The organism is Ignavibacteria bacterium, assembly GCA_017303675.1.
Lineage (GTDB): Bacteria > Bacteroidota > Ignavibacteria > Tepidaquicellales > OLB5 > OLB5.
The window spans coordinates 545,145-563,428 of sequence record JAFLBX010000001.1; the positions used below are offsets into that span (position 1 = coordinate 545,145).

General features: G+C 37.1%; 19 protein-coding genes. 12 read left to right on the forward strand and 7 right to left on the reverse strand.

The window, feature by feature from the left end; all coding sequences use genetic code 11:
* The first annotated feature begins 79 nt into the window (after nt 1-79).
* Genes J0M37_02465 through J0M37_02480 form a run of 4 tightly spaced genes read left to right on the forward strand, consistent with a single transcriptional unit; the run spans nt 80 to nt 1,846 of the window.
* Complete coding sequence (locus J0M37_02465) at nt 80-349, forward strand: cyclase (GenBank protein ID MBN8583932.1); 270 nt, start codon at nt 80-82, stop codon at nt 347-349.
* Nucleotides 350-355: 6 nt separating this feature from the next.
* Nucleotides 356-937, forward strand: coding sequence for a cupin domain-containing protein (locus tag J0M37_02470; protein MBN8583933.1), 582 nt, complete (start codon nt 356-358; stop codon nt 935-937).
* A 16-nt stretch (nt 938-953) separates the two neighbouring features.
* The gene (locus J0M37_02475; protein MBN8583934.1) at nt 954-1,424 is read left to right on the forward strand and encodes an ester cyclase; all 471 of its coding nucleotides are present in this window, start codon (nt 954-956) and stop codon (nt 1,422-1,424) included.
* Between the two features lie 26 nt (nt 1,425-1,450).
* A complete protein-coding gene (locus tag J0M37_02480) occupies nt 1,451-1,846 on the forward strand; it encodes a nuclear transport factor 2 family protein (protein ID MBN8583935.1) in 396 nt (131 codons plus the stop codon).
* A gap of 248 nt (nt 1,847-2,094) precedes the next feature.
* Here the strand turns inward: J0M37_02480 and J0M37_02485 are convergent, their stop codons facing one another.
* On the reverse strand, nt 2,095-3,135 hold the full coding sequence (locus J0M37_02485) for a hypothetical protein (GenBank protein ID MBN8583936.1): 1,041 nt from the start codon (nt 3,133-3,135) through the stop codon (nt 2,095-2,097).
* A 34-nt stretch (nt 3,136-3,169) separates the two neighbouring features.
* Nucleotides 3,170-4,369 carry a T9SS type A sorting domain-containing protein gene (locus J0M37_02490; protein ID MBN8583937.1) on the reverse strand — a complete coding sequence of 400 codons (1,200 nt, stop codon included), beginning with the start codon at nt 4,367-4,369 and terminating at the stop codon, nt 3,170-3,172.
* A gap of 255 nt (nt 4,370-4,624) precedes the next feature.
* Between J0M37_02490 and J0M37_02495 the strand changes: the two genes are divergently transcribed.
* Nucleotides 4,625-6,082: a hypothetical protein gene (locus tag J0M37_02495; GenBank protein MBN8583938.1), complete on the forward strand. Its 1,458-nt coding sequence runs from the start codon at nt 4,625-4,627 to the stop codon at nt 6,080-6,082.
* 19 nt (nt 6,083-6,101) lie between these two features.
* Here J0M37_02495 and J0M37_02500 read toward each other — a convergent pair whose 3' ends face one another.
* On the reverse strand, nt 6,102-6,374 hold the full coding sequence (locus J0M37_02500) for a hypothetical protein (protein MBN8583939.1): 273 nt from the start codon (nt 6,372-6,374) through the stop codon (nt 6,102-6,104).
* 195 nt (nt 6,375-6,569) lie between these two features.
* Between J0M37_02500 and J0M37_02505 the strand changes: the two genes are divergently transcribed.
* Both J0M37_02505 and J0M37_02510 read left to right on the forward strand, forming a co-directional pair.
* A complete protein-coding gene (locus tag J0M37_02505; GenBank protein MBN8583940.1) occupies nt 6,570-7,829 on the forward strand; it encodes a class I SAM-dependent methyltransferase in 1,260 nt (419 codons plus the stop codon).
* Nucleotides 7,830-7,864: 35 nt separating this feature from the next.
* On the forward strand, nt 7,865-9,229 hold the full coding sequence (locus tag J0M37_02510) for a DUF389 domain-containing protein (GenBank protein MBN8583941.1): 1,365 nt from the start codon (nt 7,865-7,867) through the stop codon (nt 9,227-9,229).
* A 31-nt stretch (nt 9,230-9,260) separates the two neighbouring features.
* On the opposite strand, the gene J0M37_02515 is transcribed toward J0M37_02510, so the two are convergent.
* Complete coding sequence (locus tag J0M37_02515) at nt 9,261-10,121, reverse strand: universal stress protein (protein ID MBN8583942.1); 861 nt, start codon at nt 10,119-10,121, stop codon at nt 9,261-9,263.
* A 165-nt stretch (nt 10,122-10,286) separates the two neighbouring features.
* Here J0M37_02515 and J0M37_02520 point away from each other — a divergent pair, with 165 nt between their 5' ends.
* Complete coding sequence (locus J0M37_02520; GenBank protein MBN8583943.1) at nt 10,287-11,375, forward strand: hypothetical protein; 1,089 nt, start codon at nt 10,287-10,289, stop codon at nt 11,373-11,375.
* A 17-nt stretch (nt 11,376-11,392) separates the two neighbouring features.
* Nucleotides 11,393-12,952: a GNAT family N-acetyltransferase gene (locus tag J0M37_02525; GenBank protein MBN8583944.1), complete on the forward strand. Its 1,560-nt coding sequence runs from the start codon at nt 11,393-11,395 to the stop codon at nt 12,950-12,952.
* Nucleotides 12,953-13,032: 80 nt separating this feature from the next.
* Here J0M37_02525 and J0M37_02530 read toward each other — a convergent pair whose 3' ends face one another.
* Nucleotides 13,033-13,536, reverse strand: coding sequence for a cupin domain-containing protein (locus tag J0M37_02530; GenBank protein ID MBN8583945.1), 504 nt, complete (start codon nt 13,534-13,536; stop codon nt 13,033-13,035).
* A 153-nt stretch (nt 13,537-13,689) separates the two neighbouring features.
* Between J0M37_02530 and J0M37_02535 the strand changes: the two genes are divergently transcribed.
* The 3 genes from J0M37_02535 (at nt 13,690) to J0M37_02545 (ending at nt 17,150) form a co-directional block, all read left to right on the forward strand.
* Nucleotides 13,690-14,457, forward strand: coding sequence for a hypothetical protein (locus tag J0M37_02535; protein MBN8583946.1), 768 nt, complete (start codon nt 13,690-13,692; stop codon nt 14,455-14,457).
* A 245-nt stretch (nt 14,458-14,702) separates the two neighbouring features.
* Entirely contained in the window at nt 14,703-15,125 is a 423-nt protein-coding gene (locus J0M37_02540) for a DoxX family protein (protein MBN8583947.1), read from the forward strand.
* A 603-nt stretch (nt 15,126-15,728) separates the two neighbouring features.
* Nucleotides 15,729-17,150: a hypothetical protein gene (locus J0M37_02545; GenBank protein MBN8583948.1), complete on the forward strand. Its 1,422-nt coding sequence runs from the start codon at nt 15,729-15,731 to the stop codon at nt 17,148-17,150.
* Nucleotides 17,151-17,233: 83 nt separating this feature from the next.
* Here J0M37_02545 and J0M37_02550 read toward each other — a convergent pair whose 3' ends face one another.
* Both J0M37_02550 and J0M37_02555 read right to left on the reverse strand, forming a co-directional pair.
* Nucleotides 17,234-17,773 (reverse strand): hypothetical protein, encoded by a 540-nt coding sequence (locus J0M37_02550; GenBank protein ID MBN8583949.1) that lies wholly within the window; start codon nt 17,771-17,773, stop codon nt 17,234-17,236.
* Nucleotides 17,774-17,806: 33 nt separating this feature from the next.
* The gene (locus J0M37_02555; GenBank protein MBN8583950.1) at nt 17,807-18,277 is read right to left on the reverse strand and encodes a hypothetical protein; all 471 of its coding nucleotides are present in this window, start codon (nt 18,275-18,277) and stop codon (nt 17,807-17,809) included.
* Nucleotides 18,278-18,284: the final 7 nt, after the last annotated feature.

Here is an 18,284-nt window from a genome sequence, read left to right on the forward strand (position 1 = left end):
TTTGTCCCTTTGCATTTTTGTTCTTCCGGTATATCTTCGCATCAATAAAAATTAATTGTAAACAATAAGGAGAAATTCAATGGTATACATTTTAGTTTGGCACAAAATCGCTGACTGGGATAAATGGAAACCCGTTTTCGATAAAGATGAAGAAGAAAGAAAATCTTACGGTGTTAACCTGAGGAAATTATTCCGTTCAGTAAATGATCAGAACGAAATATTCTGCTTGTTTGATGCACCGGATGAAAATGCTGCCAATGCATGTATAAACCGCCCGCATCTTAAAGATCTAATGCAAAGCGCAGGTGTTATTACAGAACCTGTTTTTAAAATTCTTAATATTTCTTAATAAAGTATGGTTAAAAAAGGTGATATAATCACAAATAAAATAACCGGTGATGTTGTAGAGTTCCTGGAGACCTCTGCTGAAACTGGAGGTAAGTACACCAAGATAAAATTTACAGTAAAGCCGGGCGGATTCAACCCGGTGGAGCATGTTCACCCGCAGTTTGATGAATCATTCAAAGTGTTAAGCGGAAAGCTAAGCTATACGCTTGATGGAGACAGCTTCCATATCGCCGCAGGCGGGAAGATAACACTGCCTAAAGGTATACCCCACACTCATTATAACGGTGAAACAGAAGACCTCGTGATGGAGCAAACCTTCACACCTTCGCTTGACGTCGAGGTCTTTCTTGAAAATCTCCTCGGCTTAACAGCCGATGGAAGGCTGCATAAAGGCGCGCCGGAGTTCCTGCAGGTTATGGTATGGCTTAGAAAGCTTAAAGCGAAAACTTACCTGGCAAAAATTCCTCTCGGAATTCAGAACCTCCTATCATTTTTACTTGCACCTGTAGGATCAATACTTGGATACAGAGCCAGCTACGAAAAATACAATACTTCAGGAACTCTTCAAAACGCAGTAAATAAAAATTAAACAGAAAGGAAATAAAATGAATATTAAAAAATGTTTTGCAGTTATACTTTGTTTTGCAGCAGCTGTTTCAATAAATGCCCAGGATAAACTTACGTTAAAGATCTATGACGCATACAGCGTAATAAACATGCAGCAATACGATAAGTTCGGTGAGTATATTACTGAAGATTTCATTGAGCACTCTCCATTCCCGGGACAACAGCCCGGTTTAAACGGACTCAAAGATGCATTCAGAATGTTCTTTAAAGCCTTTCCTGATCTCAGGATCGAAGTTAAAGATGTTATCGTAAGCGGGGATATGAAAAAAGCTGCCGTAATGATTAGACTGACAGGTACAAACAAAGGTGAGTGGATGGGAATGCCGCCAAGCGGTAAAACAATAGATATAACAGGACTCGATTGGCTGCTTTTTAAAGATGAAAAAGCCAGCGAACACTGGGGTTACTGGGATTCAGAGGCAATGATGACACAGCTTGGCATGAAATAATTCAATAACTTAATAATTTAGTAAAAATGACAAATACACAAATAGTACAAAAGCTTTATGAAAATTTCGGAAAGCGTGACATACCCGCAATAATAGATATGCTTGCTGATGATGCAGAATTCCATGATAGTGCATCACTATGGATAGACGGCAAACCTCATGTGGTTCCGTTTGCAGGTGTATACAAAGGAAAAGAAAGTATGCCTGGCTTTTTTGCAAAAATGGGAGAAACCACAGAGATACTTAAGTTTGAACCTGTAAAATTCTTTGAAAATGAAAACCATGTTATCGCACTGATAAATCTGAAAGGAAAATTCAAAACAGATGGAACTGAGGGCGAATCACTTTGGGTGATGCTTTGGGAAATTGAAAACGGAAAAATTAAAAGCAACAGGGTTACAACAATGCCGGGTATTTTGTAAATTTATATTAACATTAGTTTTCAAATATTAAACAATTAGAGATCTAAATGTATTTACTGTTTCTTTCAATCATAAGCTATTTAACTAATTTGTTTGGCAGCTTGCGAAAAAAATTATTAAAAAAAAGAGAAAGTGACATTGCTGAAACTTGTGATGAAAGAATGATCTAAGTTTTATATATAAACTTAACGGGAGCATAACAATGCTCCCGTTAATTTAAAGCTTTATGTATATATTATATTGTAAAATTACCTGCCCCCCATCACAAACATATACTCGCCTCCAACATAATTTATATCCCTGGTCAGAAAGTTTATAGAGGTTTGAGTAAATGTAGTCCCCATATCAGTAGATAGTTTTATTCCTTCTCCGGTTGAAAGAATTATCAGATTTTGATTTAATGTCAGAAGATCATAAAATTGAAAATTTGAATAACTGACGTTAAACACCCACGTTGCTCCAAAATCATTTGTTTTATATTGCTGTTGGTTTCCGTTACCTGAACCCTCAAAACAAATACCATTGCCATCGCTGCCTATAGAAAGATTAGTGCCGACTGGAAAAGTTTCAGGAAGAACGATTGACCAATTCTCACCTCTGTTTGTGGATCGCAGTATTCCTCCTGTATATACTGCGACTGCGGTACCACTACCGTTTGATGGATACTGAATATCGTATACAGGGTTATTTGAAGTTGAATATGCTGTTTGCCAGGTATCTCCGTTATTATCAGAATATTTTAAATCACTGGTTTCAGTAGCCAGCCATCTGTCTGAAAAACTTACAGGCACCACTTTTGTAGGGTTCGGAAGAGAAAGTTCTGTCCATGTATTTCCGTCATCAGTTGATCTGAATAATTTTCGATCATAATTGCCCTCTGATATGGCAAATATTACCGAGCCGCTGTAATAATTTTCTATTATTTGACTGAAATAGTCCAATTCTGATTTAACCTGTGTCCAATTTTCACCCTGATCAACAGATCTCCATATAGCACCCTGATCCTGGGAATTTGTACCGCAAATAAGATATGTGCCCGTTGACCCAATAAGTACACCGGAATACAGTTTTTTAAATTCAGGTCCGAAAGAATCAGCATTACTCCATGTTCTTCCGCTGTCATTTGATTCTGAGAAAAAACAAAATTCTGTAGTATTGCCCGGTGTACCGGGATTTTCGGTTCCGCAGCCAGTTGAGGTAAATGTTATACACAAAAGAAGCGAACACATTAAAAAATAAATACCTGCTTTTTTAAGATCAGAAATGTCTTTTTTTATTAATTTTTCCATATAGTTAATATTATTATTTAATTTATTGCACTGCTTATTTTATTAATATCATTTTTTTTGTTTCTTTAAAATCTCCGTTCTGCAGGGTATAAAAATATATTCCGCTGGAATACTCTGTTGCATCCCAATCAATTTCATATGTTCCGGGTTCAAGCCGCTGATCTAAAATAATAGAAACCTCTCTTCCTGTTATATCAAAAATTACAAGTTTTGTGAACCCCTCTTTTGGCAGCATGAAATTAAGTTTTGTTACAGGGTTAAACGGGTTCGGATAGTTTTGCCCAAGGTTAAAGTTTACCGGTAAACTGCTGCCGGTCTGTTTTATTCCGATAATTTCACCCGCCGGTCTCCGGTAAACTGCGCTGTCCCATGTTCCTGCAAAAATATAATTGTTATGAATGTGCAGGGCTCTTAATTCGCTTACGTTCAAACCTTCATTTCTTTGTTGCCAGTTTATACCATTATCACCCGAAACCCAGAAAACTCCGTTATCATCATAAGTGCCGGCAAAAATATTATTGCCAAAGCTGGCTAACGATGTAATGTTTGCAGTATCAAATCCCGATGATATCCAGTTTGAACCGCTGTTTGTTGATTTAAATACTCCCGGCAGGATACCGCCGGCTCCGCCGGCAAATAAAGCGGTACCGTTATAAGTAAAACAATGTGCGCCGTTGAAACCGGAATTGAGTGTAACATTTATCCAGTTTAATCCGCTGTTAGAGCTTAAATAAATATCATTGGAATTTGTACCGGCTATAATGATATTGCTCACTTCTATAATAGCTCTTAAAGGAAAACCTATATTTCCCGTTTGGATCCAGTTAACTCCGTTGTTGGTCGATCTATATACCCAGTCAAGATCAGTTGCTGCGTATAGACTGTTACCGCTTTTAATTATTGAACGAACTGTTTTATTCAGCGAAGCAGAGCTCCAGTTTACCCCGTTATTTGTTGATTTTCTCAATCCGCCGCTAAGAGCACCGGCATATAATGTAATGCTATCAGAAAGCAGGCAGTAAACAGAATTGTTTGTTAATCTCTGTACCCATGTATCACCGTTGTTTGTACTGTAAAATACTCCCTGGCCGCCGGTACCCATAAATAAATTTCCATTATGGCTGGTAAAACAGTTTATATTTATACCGGGATCAGGTAAACCATTTGCTGTTTTTACCCATTGGGCATTGAATGAAGAGGTCAATAATAAAATAAGCAGAAAAGTTTTCTTCATGTATTTAAATAATTTATAAAAAATCCCCAATAGTTTAATTTATTACAGAATTTATCAGCGCATAAATTTTATCTGTATTAAAACTACCGGGGATTAAACTTTTTTTACAATTAATCCATAAATTTATGCGCTTTTCAAAACTAATATAAATTGTAATAGAGGGCAAATAAAATTAATTATAATTGTATGGGATTGTTGTATAAAATATCCTGTTTTTTGTTTATTTTTAAAGAATTCAAATAAATATTGTAAGGGATGAAAGAGACTAAACTGTTTAAATTATTGCACACTTTTTCTTTAAAGGAAATAAAAGAGTTAGAGCTTTTTGTAAATTCTCCTTTTTTTACATCAGGAAAAAATTATTCAACCGAAAAAGTAGTTAAACTAATGAATATTATTACCGGTTTGTATCCTTTTGATGAAAGGAATTTTCCAGGAAAAGAACAAATATATTCTTTGCTTTATCCCGGTAAAAAATATAACGATCCTGTATTGCGTAATCTCTTTTCAAACTTATATGGCCTTGCAGAAGAATACCTTAAAATAAAAAGATTTAAAGAAAATAGTTTTGAAGGTGAGCATTATTTGTTAATTGAATTTTTTGAAAGGAGACTGAACAAAGAATTCGAAAAACAGACCGGAAGAAATTATTCAATACTTAAAGAGAGAATACATTCCCCGGAATATTTTTACGACAAACACCGAACCGATGATTATAACCATCATTACTTATCCGGTTCTGAGGGATTCAAATATAATGAAACACAGGAAATGATCAACAGCTTTCACATGTTCTACATATCACGTGTAATGCAGCTTTTCCTGCTTGCCGTTAATCTTGAAAATATGATAAATTTCAGGTTCACCCTGCCTTTGTATGAAGAAGTGTTAAAGCATATCAATGAAAGTCCTTCGTTGTTTGAAGAAAATAAACTTATACTTATATATTATAATCTGGTTCTGATGCTGAGAACAAAAGAAGAAAAATTTTATTACAGCCTGAAAGAGCTGTTCAGCCGGAATTATAGTGTGTTGGAAACGGTTGACAGAAACAACCTGTTTATTTGTTTAGGAAATTATTGCCTTGATAAAATATCACAGGGAGATGAGAAATTCCACCTCGAAAAATTTGATAATGACTGCGCATACCTATCAAGCGGTCTTATATACAGAAAGCAATCATTTAACGTTTCACTTTTTTTGGGAATTGCGATGAATGCAGTAAAGCTCAGGAAATTTGAATGGACAGAAAATTTTCTGAAAGAAAATATCAGCAGGGTATCTGCCGATAGCAAGTTGTTCTGTGAAAATTATATCAGCGCAGAAATTCTTTATGCTCAAAAAAATTATGGCGAAGCATTAAAAAAACTTGCAGTAATTTCTACTGACTTTCCATATCACAAACAAATGATGAGAAATCTTACAGCAAAAATATACTTTGATCTTAATTATTTTGACGAAACCGAGTCAGTTATAAATTCATCGTTGAAGTTCCTGAAAGGAGATTTCGGACAACAGGAAGATGTTAAAAAAGATATGAAACTGTTTTTAAAGTACCTGGGGTTACTGCTTAAAATCAAGCAGCAGCTAAAGGAAAAAAATAAAGCAGGCTTTACTGAGCTTAGCCTGCTTAAAAAAGAACTTGCTTCAATTCAACACTTCAGAAACAAAGACTGGCTGAATGAAGCGATCGGGAAATTAACTGCAAAATGAGATCACTCCGCTAAACAAATTATCTTCTTCTGAACTTCCTCTTATAGGTTTCATGTGAGCCTTTTGTATAAACCAGAATTGCTACCACAATATGTATCCAGAACCAGGGATTTTCCCAGCCCATGTTATCATAAATATATATGATCATCAGCAGTCTCGGAAAAAATGCATACAATAATATATCGCCAATGAACGGAATATTGTTTGCCGGTATCTGGTGGCTGAAGTAAGCTATAGCCAGCGCTATTCTGGGCAGAAACAATGTTACTACTAATATCCAGGTTTCTATCATATAAGTATATGGTTATTTGTACAAATATAGTAAAATTGATTTTGATTTTTGTTAAATAAAATCATCAATACTGTTAAATATAACCAAAATATATTATTTACCTTGTTATTATCCCCGAAAATTTTACATTGTATATGATCAATACCATTACTAACTGAATTATTGAATTAAAATTTCATTACAGGAGGTTTTATTATGTCAAAGATAAGAAGCAATCAAAACCGTACCGAGTTTTACGAAACAGCTGTTTCGATGGGTTTTTACGGCAATGAAGAAGCAAGTCTTTTCGGGAAAAAAGACAATGTAAGAAAATTCTGGGAAGATATGGTACTGAAAACATATTGCAGACCTTTCATTGAGAAATTCTTAAAAGAGCACTCAACGATTACAATACTTGATCTGGGCTGCGGCAGCGGAGAAGGTATAGAGCTTTTAACACATATACCGCCTTCAAACCCCAAAGAAATGGTAAACAAAAATTTCGTCCTTCTTCCTATCAAGATACGCGAGTATTACGGACTGGATATCAGCCCTTCGATGATCACGCAGGGTCGTGCAAATTATAGGGGAAAGCACAATTTCAAGTTTGAATATGCAAATCTCGAAGAAGGTCTGCCGCCGGCAATTCTGAACCATGAACCTTTCAATATTTATTTTTCGTCTTATGGCGCTCTTTCTCACCTTACACCGGATACATTAGAATCTCTTTTCAGACAGATCTTCTCGCACGCTCAAAAGGATTCAGTATTCATTTTTGATGTACACGGAAAATTTTCACCTGAATGGCCTGTACACTGGAAATCAGATAAAGAATTACTGCCTTACTCTATGGCATATCTTTACAATAAAGATAAACGCGAAAAAAATAAAATTGAGTGGTTTAACTTATGCTACTGGAAACCTTCTGATCTCAAAATGAGACTGGAGCGCGCCGCCAAAGAAGCCGGCAGGAAAATAGAAATTAGTTATATGCACGATAGAAGCATCTTTGTGGGAAGACATATGGATACCGGGCTGTTGAGTCCTGTAACAACTCAACTGCGCTACCAGATTAACAGGCTAATAGATCATGGTTACCGGGGTGAACCTAAACATCTTAAGATAAACCTGGAATATTTAGAAAAGTACATCCCGGAAAATTCAACTTTTTGGAATAAGCTTGTCACTTATAAGAATAGCTGGAACAGGGTAATATTCTTTCTTGAGGCTTTACTCAATCATAAAGATAAGAGGATCTCTGCATTCATTGAAAGTGAAGAGATCGAGCTTATGGAAGAGGAATTTAAGTTTCTTGCATGGCTTTTCAGGAATTCAGACCGCTTTCCTGTCGCCGATTTCTGGGCAAGCGTAATCGGGCCGCAGGTGGCAATGATCCTGAGAAATATTGAAATGGCATATTCAGATGCTGAAGGTATAGGTCACGGGCTGATGTGTGGCGTTAAGATCATAGAATAATTTTTTAAATAATACTATATTGAATTTTACTGTTTATGCTTAAGCCTTTTAATAATAAATTACACAGCTTTATTGCAAAGTTCCAGGACTATTTTGACCTGAAATCAGATACTGATAAGGTTAATACTGTTGCATCTATTAAATCAGCTATACCCATGAGGGGAGCTAACCTTTGGTACCTTATCTGTTCTGCTTTGCTGGCTTCAATAGGTCTTGATGTAAATTCACCTGCAATTATAATCGGCGCCATGCTTATATCTCCGCTTATGTCGCCGATTTTAGGAATTGGTCTTTCTTTCGGTATTCACGATAAAGAATCAATACTTATCTCGGTAAAAGAGTTTACGATCGCTGTTGTTTTAAGCATATTAACAAGCACTGCGTACTTTCTGGTCTCTCCGCTTGGCAGCCCCACGACCGAGATCCTGGCAAGAACAAACCCAACACTGCTTGATGTTGGAGTCGCATTTTTTGGCGGAGTTGCCGGAATAGTTGCCGGGTCCCGCTCAAAGGCTGCAAATGCAATCCCGGGGGTGGCAATTGCTACAGCTTTAATGCCTCCAATTTGTTCAGCCGGTTTTGGTCTTGCCAGCGGAAACGCGAAGATCTTTTTCGGCGCAATTTATCTCTTCTTCATTAACGCCGTATTTATCAGCCTTTCGGTATATTTTATTGTCAGATTCCTCAGGTTTCCGTATAAGGTCTATCCTAACGCTGCAACTAAAAAAAGAATGCGCTTTGTCGTTATGGCACTTGTCTTATTAATTACAGTACCCAGTATCTATATTTTTTACGGAATAATAATCGAAGCAAGAACAAACGCAAAGATCAATATTTTTATCAACCGGAATGTTGCTTCGGATAAAACTAATGTACTGAGGTGGAATTCCATCAGAAAAGGCGATTCAACTACTTTGAAAATACTTCTTGCAGGTGAACAGATTGATTCTCTTAAGCTGGATTCATTAAGCAAGAAGATGTCCTCTTTTGGGTTAAATGATATGAAATTAAGTATCATTCAGGTAGGATTAGTTGATGAACACGAAGGGGAAGAAACAAGGAATACTATCATAGAGCTTGCTGAGCTCAGCAAAAGACTTGATGAAAACGTAAAACGAACTGAACAGCTGGAAGAAAAACTTAACTATTATACGAATGATTCAATTATCTTTTCTCAATCGGCAGCAGAGTTAAAGAGCAATTATCCAGATATTGAAAACATTAAATTCGAAAAGTCTGTTGAAAATAATTACACTGATTCTCTCAAAGTCAGAGTAATACCTTCATTTACTATTAACTGGGGAAGGAATATTTCATCAAAGAACAGGAAGATCGCAATTGAAAAGATCTACGCGTATCTTAAAGAAAAATTCAAAACAGATACAGTGATAATTAAGTAACGCCTGCTTGTATTGATCCGGCCGTACGCAATTAAGGAATATCAATTGCGAGTACAGGTATGTTTGTTAACCTGCAAACCCCTTCAGCTGTCCTGCTTCCCAATATCCTCGAAGCTCCTTTTTTTCTTTTCAGTCCTATTGCTATAAGATCTGCTTTAACTGACCTGGCGAACCTGGTAATTCCTTCATCAATTTCATAACTTGCCCTAACGTGCGGAACAAAATTGCCCTGGAATCTTTTTGAGAATTTATTGATGCCGTCCTTCAATTCATCAAAGGACTTGAATTCGTTTTTAGTGTTTATTCTGAGTAAATGTATAACAGGATTAAAATCTTTGACCAGGTTATTTAATGCGGGATATACCTTGTAACAATCCCTTTCAAATCTGGATGCAAATACTATTTTGTGGATCTTATTCTGGCCGTGGCGGCCGCGTATTACTATCACAGGAATTGAAGTTAATCTCATTATCCGTTCTGTTTTTGAACCAATGAATGTTTTCTTTAAAGATGAACTACCGTTTGAACCCATTACTATCAGATCAGCGTTTTTATCTTCTGCAAATGATATTATATCTGAATATATGTTACTACCCGCTATTACTGTGCTTTTGACTTGAACAAATTTCAAATAATCCGTACTTTCTATATAAGATAATCTCACTTTGTTATTTCGCATCAATTCAGAAACCATATTCTGATGCGAGCTCAGGACCTGCGCAGAAGTAATCCCGGCATCCGGATATGCGAAAAAATAATTTAATCCCGGTATAATATTAATTAAATGTATTTTTGAGTTGTATTTTTTTCCCAGGAACGCGGCATATCTTACAGCCTCTATTGACGCCTGGGAAAAATCAACCGGGACAATAATTGAATTAATTTTTTTCATCTGTTTTCTTTCGCGGTAATTAATAAAGCAAACATATTAATTTAATAATAATATAATAAAAAGTAATGTAATCAAATAATAATTTAAATAAAGCATAATTTAAACTATTCATTATTTACTGATTTATGGATTAAATTTTGCTTTCTAAAAGAAAAGGATATAAAGATGAACAGACAAATCTTAAAGGAGCTTCAGAATAAAGGAACATTTCCCTGTGTTTCAATTTTAATGCCTACCCACCGGAGTTTCCCCGAAAACCAGCAGGATAAGATAAGACTGAAAAACCTTGTCAGCACAGCGCAGCGCAGGCTCAGGGAAGAATCCGAAAAAAGTGACATTTCAGGCATAACTCAAAAACTGAACGATCTTGCTGAGAGTGTAGATTATAATAATCTGCTCGATGGCTTGGCTGTATTCATAAGTAACGATGACAATTATAAATTCAATTTCAGTTTCCCGGTAAAAGAACGTGTAATAATTGATAAGAGTTTTGCGACCAGGGATCTTGTATTTGGCCTTAACCGTTCGCAGCCTTATCTAGCATTAATAATCGATGAAAAAAATACCCGGTTCTATTCGGGAATAAGGGAAAATCTTATTGAAATTAATCACCCCGAACTTCCTTTAAAGAATTTTGTTCATGATATTAAATCAGGAGAAATTACCGATACTTCATTTAACGACAGGATACACGAAAATGAAGAAAGATTAAAAAATTATTTGCGTGAAGTAGATCTATTGCTGATTGAAATAAGCGGTTCAGAAAATATACCGTACATAATTGCAGGTACCCAAAAGCAAATCGCTCTTTTTAAGGAGATCTCAAAATCTAGGTCCCGCGTACTGGGTGAGCTTACCGGAAACTATGGAAACTCATCCCGCGATGAATTGGCAAAACTTATCTGGCCAATCGCTAAAAACGGATTTGCCGTGATAAGAGCTGATATTCTTAAAGAAGTTGAAAAAGCCGCAGGTGCAAAAAAATTTGCCGCCGGAATTGATGAGGTTTGGAAACTGGCGAAAGAAGGCAGGGGGTTGACCCTGCTAACAGAAATCAACTTTTCAATGATAGGTACTATTACCGAAAAGGGTTTTGTACCCGGTGACAAGTCCGCCTCTGACAGCGATTTACATACTGATGATGCTGTTGACGAAATTATTGAGAATGTTGTATCAAAGGGCGGCAAGGTGGTTTTTTTTGAAAACGGAAAACTTGATCAGTACGGCAAAATTGCCCTGATATTAAGATATTAATCTAAGGAGGAAAATTCATGAGTGAATTAAACCTGAAACAGTTCGAAAAAAAACTGAAGATAAGACCTCTTGAAGGTAAAGATTATGATGCTATAACGGTTCTTCAGAAAAAGTGTTTCCCGAAAATGAAACCCTGGTCACCTGAGCAGTTTAAAAGTCTTATTTCAGTTTTCCCCGAAGGACAGGTGTGTATTGAATATGACGGAAAGATCATAGCTTCTTCTTCAAGCCTGATACTTAATTTTGATGAGTACTCCTCTGTGCACAACTGGAATGAAATTACCAATGGCGGATTTATAACAAACCACGATGTGAACGGGGACACTCTCTACGGAATAGAAATTATGACTTCTCCTGATTTCAGGGGACTGAAACTTTCCAGAAGGTTGTATAATGAAAGAAAGAAGATTGCCCGCAGTTTCAATTTAAAAAGGATCGTCATAGGCGGAAGGATTCCGGGGTACTCAAAGTACTCCGCTAAAATAGGTGCCAGGGAGTATATTGATAAAGTTATTTCAAAAGAGCTGGTTGATCCGGTTTTAACCCCGCAAATCTCAAACAACTTTGTATTAATAAGACTTATCCCGGATTACCTCCCATCTGATAAAGAGTCGATGGGATACGCTACGTATCTTGAGTGGACCAATATTGATTACGATCCTAATTCATCAAGATCCTTCAGCAATAAACCTGAGTATGTAAGGGTTTGCGCTATTCAATATCTAATGCGTCAATTGAAAGATTTCAAAGATTTCGCGAAATATTGTGAGTATTTCATAGATGTTGCTTCTGATTACAGATGCGATTTCATTCTTTTCCCTGAAATGTTTACCAGCCAGCTCCTTACGTTTATGAAACCCGAACGCCCGGGCATAGCGATGCGCAAACTATCAGAATATACCCCTAAGTATCTCCAGGTCTTTACCAAACTTGCTATAAAATATAATATAAATATTATCGGCGGTTCACATTTCACCCTTGAAGGTAATGATCTTTATAATATCTCCTATCTCTTCAGGCGTGACGGTACAATTGGCAAACAGTATAAAATTCACATAACTCCAAGTGAACGTAAATGGTGGGGAGTTAAACCCGGCAATAAAGTAGAAGTTTTTGATACGGATAAAGGCAAAATAGCAATATTGATCTGTTATGACATTGAATTTCCGGAACTATCCAGAATTGCTGTAGAAAAAGGAGCAAACATTATATTTGTCCCTTTCAATACTGATGAAAGATCAGCCTATTTAAGAGTAAGATACTGTGCGCACGCAAGATGTGTTGAAAACCAGGTATATACTGTTATAGCAGGATGCGTGGGAAATATCCCGGCTGTTGAAAATCTTGATATTCATTACGCTCAATCAGCAATATTAACCCCTTCCGATATTCCGTTTGAACGTGACGGAATTGCCGCGGAATGCTCGCCAAACATAGAAACATTAATATTCCATGATCTTGATATAAACCTGATTAAACGTCAGCAAAAACTTGGAAGTGTTCTGAACTGGCAGGATAGAAGAAAAGACCTGTATTCAATTCATTTTAAAGAAGATGAAAAAAATTTAGAAATGTGATCTAACCCTGATTTTGCTTCCTCCTATATAAGTTTAGTGCGGCTGAAATGAATTTTTTACTCAGCCGCATTAAACTTTTTTTAATTCCCCGTTAATCGTTCAATTATTTCCTTATACTGGGGAAACAATTTCAAAAGCTCATCACGTTCTGCTAATTCAAAATCATCAAAATGGAATCCCGGAGCGACCGTGCAGCCAACCAGGCAGAATGAATCCGCAGAACTTACCTTTGCGCCAAACCACACCCCGTGCGGAATGACACACTGAAGCACTTCACCGCTTTCAATATTTCTTCCCAAAGTGATCTCGCTGTAAATTCCTTCACTGCTTATCATATAAATTGTAACGGGTGAGCCTTCGTAAAAATGCCAAAGCTCATCGCTTTTAATTCTGTGGAATGCCGAAAAAGTATCTGAGCTCAGCAAAAAGTATATCGAAGTTGAGTGATGCCTTTTACCCGAAAATCTTTCCGGCAGATGTTCGCCCGATATTTCCTCTGATGATCTGTAAACTTCCTTAAACCACCCGCCTTCCGGGTGTTTTTCGAGTCCAAGCTTTTTTATGTAATAATCTGAATTTTGCATTTTATTGAATTAAATTCCCCTCTTGAGAGGGGTGGCACGAGCAAAGCTCGTGACGGGGTGTGTTTAAAATTTTATACTTAATTTTGTATCAACGGAACAAAACCACGGAAATTTCAGTAACATAACTAACTGAAAAATATTATGAAATTGAAAATGAAGTATTTAACAATAGCTTTAATTAATATAGCGTTCATATTCAGCGGATTTATCTGCGCAAAAAGCACTTCCGGCTCTGATAACACTCCCCTTCCTGAAAAACGCCCCGATAACATCACATTCAGCTATTCCCAAAGCGGCGGCATGATGTATTACAGTGAAAATATTTATATATCTAAAGATTCCTGTTTCTATAAAATAAATGATGGCGGCGCAATTACCCGCGTTGATTTTAAATTATCGGATTCTGAGCTTGATAAGCTTTATGCAGTGTTCAGGGATAACAGGTTCGATGAAATTGATACATTTGAAGAAAAAGTTTATGACCGCGGCGGTGAAAGTATTTACTTAAGCTGGAAGCCGGGTAAACACGCTAAAATAAGTAATTCAGGTATGAGCTTTGTTCAAAGTTCATGGAGCAAAGAGTGGAATAACTGCGTAAATGCAATTGAAAAGATCGGAAAAGGTGAGATGGAAAAACAACTAAAGAACTACGAAATTATTTTTGATAAATCTCTGTACGGCAAAGAGCTCTATATGCAGATAAACCGCGATGTAGTTTTTAAAAAAGGAAAATTAATTAGTGAATTAAGCAGCGATGAAAATTTTGTAAAAATTGTAATGCTCTCACCGGGATATCATAACGCGTCAGTTACCGTTGATAAATCATATAACACCATAAAGATAAATGCCGACAGCACCAAAAGCCTCCGGCTTTATATGGTCAACGATTCCCTTAAACACGAATTCACTATTAAGAAATAATAATTGTATAATTTTGCTCCCCTCCTTAATTAAGGAGGGGAGGCAATCCGGCAACCGCCGGATTGCGGGGTGGTATCAAAATGCTCCGTTGAAATTACAAATCCAAATTGCTGCTTTCTCGCATTAAAATAGTCCGTTACTTCGAAATAGAGACAGCCCCTTATTATTATCCACACCCCTGAAACTTATTACACCTATATTTGTGTTACAACACATAACTAACCGCTAACTAACTATAAATTATTATGATAACAAACTTTCTTAACAAGTACAGCGATGCAGGAACGCTTTTTTTGCGAATTGGTATCGGTTTTGCGTTTATTTTCGTTCACGGATGGGGTAAAATGTTCGGGGGACCCGAGCTTTGGACTAAGCTGGGTGGCTCGATGGCAAACCTCGGCATAACATTTGCGCCAACTTTCTGGGGATTTATGGCTGCTGCCGCAGAATTTGGCGGGGGAATTTTGATCCTGTTCGGTTTATTCACCAGACCCGCAGCTGCTTTTATGGCATTTACAATGCTTGTAGCTTTCATTCAGCATACTTCCAAGCTCGATCCATGGAACAGGGTAATTTATCCTATGGAAATGTTCGCAGTATTTATGGCTCTTCTTTTCATCGGTGCCGGTAAATACAGCATAGATGCACTTATATCAAAAAAGAAATAATAAGTTATTTAACTTAGTGCTCCTATCTAACCACCATTTCTGATGGCATGAATTATATTCTTGGTGCAGTTATTTTTCAGATTAAAGGGGCTATTAAGCCCCTTTTTTAATTGTGATGTAAAACAATTTTGAAGCAGTTTCCCATTTCAGCATTTTACTCACATATAAAACCGCCTTTGAAAATTTCCGTAAAAAAATTAGCTTCGCAGTATGAACACAGGAAAATTTGTTTGAGTCCGGCAAATCGCACCTAGGGTGCGCATCAAGCCGGACGGGTTATTTTCCTGTACGGCGAAGATAATTTTAGGAAATTTTCATCAGCGGTCGATTTTTCTTTGGTTACTTTCTGGCGCATGTCCCGCACATGATGCGGGAATCGCTCAAAAGAAAGTAACAGAATTTTCACTTGTTTCAAAATGCTCCTAAGAAATCCTTTTTGAGATTTATTTTGAAAACTACTCCTCGCAAATGGGTGGATTAGAAACGAAAAAATTTTTCAATGCAGCCCTTTCATTCATTTTCAAGTCAGCTTTTTTGATAACAGGAAATTAATATTTTCTGTTTATTTTTGTATATTAATCAATTAATTATTCTAACACCATCATGCTGAAAAAACTATTTTTCTTAATGGTTTTGCTTGTACCATTTGTTACAATGGCACAATTCGAAGATATCATCAAAAAAACTGTCGTTCCGGATATCCTCGAAGAAAAAAATATCACCACATCAATAGATGATGCCTACCCTGTTTCATTCTGGGTAAATGATATAGGAGATTATTACGATCCGGTTGAGCCTGCTGACTATAACGCGCCGCTTGGACCCGGTTACTACAGGCTTACTGTGCAAAGCTACTGCCTTAAAGCCGGAACACACGGACCCACAAAAGGTTCAGGTCATTTAATAGCACCTATCAAAGGCAAGCTTGATAACCTGGTTACAAATATTTTAACCCGATCAGCAGATCACCCGGAAATTGCGCAAAGAGATATCCAGCTTTTACTGTGGTCAATTATTTACGGTGCTAAATTCACAGACCTGCAGCCGGAGCTTCAGCTCCGCGTAAAACCGCTTCTCACTCCTTCGGAAATTGCAGAGCTTAGTGTTGGCATAAGCGATGTACCGCTTGACCTTCTGCCGGAAGAAGTCCGATCTACGGCAAAATTCTACAAAGACCTGCGCGGAAAATTAACCGATCCCTCAAGCAATTTTGAAGAAATTGAAAGTATGGCGGTATTGCCGGGCGACCCGCCTTCAAACCTGATGAAGAAACAAATTGACCCGGGCAACTGGGCTTATATTGGCGATGGCTTCTACATGAGAATGATGCCCGAAGGTTACCAGAAATCAATTTTGGAATTTTATCGCCCGCAGGCTGTAAATATCACACGTGATGATAAAGGGAGAATTACGCTTTTTGAAAAAAACGGCGATAAGATAGAAGTAAGCTATTTTGATGAACCGGGAAGCGATGTTATGAAAGGTGATGATGGAAAATTCTACCCGATTTACCGCTTTAAGTCAGTTAAATTCACAGGTACAAACCCCGGAGAAGAAGAGCTTGTTGAAAATTTCGGGTGGATGATTCGCGGTGACGGCAAGGAGCTTAAGAATGTTACTGAGTTTAAATCATATCCAAATGACCCGACTTCAGCGCTTTATAAAGCGCGTTTAACAACAGCTAACGACTTCTTCAAAAAAATCGCAAAGTATCGCAAGGATTCCAATAACCCGGGCAAAGGCAGTGAATCAGGCAACATGGATGAATTCAATGCCGATAAACACATGAAAGATGGTATGGATGCGGTTAAGAACCCAACTGACTTTAACAGAAAAAGTAACTGGTTCAGAAGACACCTGGATTATGTTAAAGACTGGTGGAACTGTTCATCAAACCAGCTTGCAGGCAGTTCATGCGATAATGATGATACACCCAGAAAACCCAATCCGCAGAAAAAAACCGCCGCGCCGGGAAATACAAAGGGTCAGCGAATAGCTCCAAGTCTGCGTAAATGGGGCGAGTAAAAAAGCCTGTACATAAAATTCACAGTTAATAATAAAGCCTGCTTTTAAAAAGCAGGCTTTATTATTATGGCCTGTTGGGTGATTTATAATCCCATAAACTTTATATTATCTGTGGCCCCGTTCTCTATAATCAGCCTGTCAGTTTCTCTGAATGTGCCATCAGGCTGAAGCATTCCCGAAATTACAGTTGCTGAAAATTCGAGCTGAATTGTATTATCAGTAAGATCAAACCTGTTCAGCTTAAATTGTGCATTAAGCATAACATAATTATTCTCTGTCCTGTTTTTATCCCTGTTATAAGTAAAGTAAAACATATGCTCTGCGGAATTTGTTGTCAGGCGCGGGTACTGAACTTCATAGTTTGCAGTAAAAGGCATTTGTAGTTGAATCATTTTTTTAGGCTGCGAAATTGCAAACTGAAATAGCCCGCCGCTTCCGTTTTCTATGTTGAAATTCAATACATCATCAGCAGCCATATAAATTGCGGAGGTTATTTTTCCGCTGAACGGCGTTCCGCCTATTGTGCAGGTTAAGTTGCCGCTGTAAGGCAGATCCTGGGAATAAATTTTTGATGCAACTGTTACCGCAAATAATACAAAAGCTAAAATTAATTTTCTTTTCATCGTTGTTCCTTATAATTTAATTTGTTGAATTATTCAATTTTGTCCCATACAATACCATATTATGGTTTTATTGCCTGTTTTTAGGGTTGTACACATATTTTTATCATATTCATGTGTCATTTGTTTTTCCAGATTACCGGTAATTTTATTCAGTATTAAAATTTTACCGGTGGAAATTACAACACCTTTTACCATTCTCAATTTCTCAGATAACCCGGGGTCTCCGGCTGCACTGTCAGCAATAATGTTTCCCGTGCCTTTATAATTAATAAATACCTCATAAATTTTTTTTGCAGCCGGGCTGTTTGAATAGCTTTTTACCGTTTCAAGAAATATATCATATTCTGTGAACACACAAAAATCGTTGTTATCTATCAGTGTTATTATCCTGCCGCCGTCTTTCAGCAGGGTTGAATCACCCGGTTCTGTATATTTATAATCATCACTTTGGCTGAAAGCAGAATTAATTACTGAAAATAATACTATTATAAAAACAGTTCTCATAATTTTA

Bases quoted from the DNA above. Each gene is read 5' to 3' on its own strand.
- J0M37_02545 (MBN8583948.1), top strand. From the start codon at position 15,729: ATGCTGAAAAAACTATTTTTCTTAATGGTTTTGCTTGTACCATTTGTT.
- J0M37_02550 (MBN8583949.1), bottom strand. From the start codon at position 17,773: ATGAAAAGAAAATTAATTTTAGCTTTTGTATTATTTGCGGTAACAGTT.
- J0M37_02520 (MBN8583943.1), top strand. From the start codon at position 10,287: ATGAACAGACAAATCTTAAAGGAGCTTCAGAATAAAGGAACATTTCCC.
- J0M37_02525 (MBN8583944.1), top strand. From the start codon at position 11,393: ATGAGTGAATTAAACCTGAAACAGTTCGAAAAAAAACTGAAGATAAGA.
- J0M37_02465 (MBN8583932.1), top strand. From the start codon at position 80: ATGGTATACATTTTAGTTTGGCACAAAATCGCTGACTGGGATAAATGG.
- J0M37_02515 (MBN8583942.1), bottom strand. From the start codon at position 10,121: ATGAAAAAAATTAATTCAATTATTGTCCCGGTTGATTTTTCCCAGGCG.
- J0M37_02490 (MBN8583937.1), bottom strand. From the start codon at position 4,369: ATGAAGAAAACTTTTCTGCTTATTTTATTATTGACCTCTTCATTCAAT.
- J0M37_02475 (MBN8583934.1), top strand. From the start codon at position 954: ATGAATATTAAAAAATGTTTTGCAGTTATACTTTGTTTTGCAGCAGCT.
- J0M37_02495 (MBN8583938.1), top strand. From the start codon at position 4,625: ATGAAAGAGACTAAACTGTTTAAATTATTGCACACTTTTTCTTTAAAG.
- J0M37_02535 (MBN8583946.1), top strand. From the start codon at position 13,690: ATGAAGTATTTAACAATAGCTTTAATTAATATAGCGTTCATATTCAGC.
- J0M37_02480 (MBN8583935.1), top strand. From the start codon at position 1,451: ATGACAAATACACAAATAGTACAAAAGCTTTATGAAAATTTCGGAAAG.
- J0M37_02470 (MBN8583933.1), top strand. From the start codon at position 356: ATGGTTAAAAAAGGTGATATAATCACAAATAAAATAACCGGTGATGTT.
- J0M37_02555 (MBN8583950.1), bottom strand. From the start codon at position 18,277: ATGAGAACTGTTTTTATAATAGTATTATTTTCAGTAATTAATTCTGCT.
- J0M37_02510 (MBN8583941.1), top strand. From the start codon at position 7,865: ATGCTTAAGCCTTTTAATAATAAATTACACAGCTTTATTGCAAAGTTC.
- J0M37_02485 (MBN8583936.1), bottom strand. From the start codon at position 3,135: ATGGAAAAATTAATAAAAAAAGACATTTCTGATCTTAAAAAAGCAGGT.
- J0M37_02500 (MBN8583939.1), bottom strand. From the start codon at position 6,374: ATGATAGAAACCTGGATATTAGTAGTAACATTGTTTCTGCCCAGAATA.
- J0M37_02505 (MBN8583940.1), top strand. From the start codon at position 6,570: ATGTCAAAGATAAGAAGCAATCAAAACCGTACCGAGTTTTACGAAACA.
- J0M37_02540 (MBN8583947.1), top strand. From the start codon at position 14,703: ATGATAACAAACTTTCTTAACAAGTACAGCGATGCAGGAACGCTTTTT.
- J0M37_02530 (MBN8583945.1), bottom strand. From the start codon at position 13,536: ATGCAAAATTCAGATTATTACATAAAAAAGCTTGGACTCGAAAAACAC.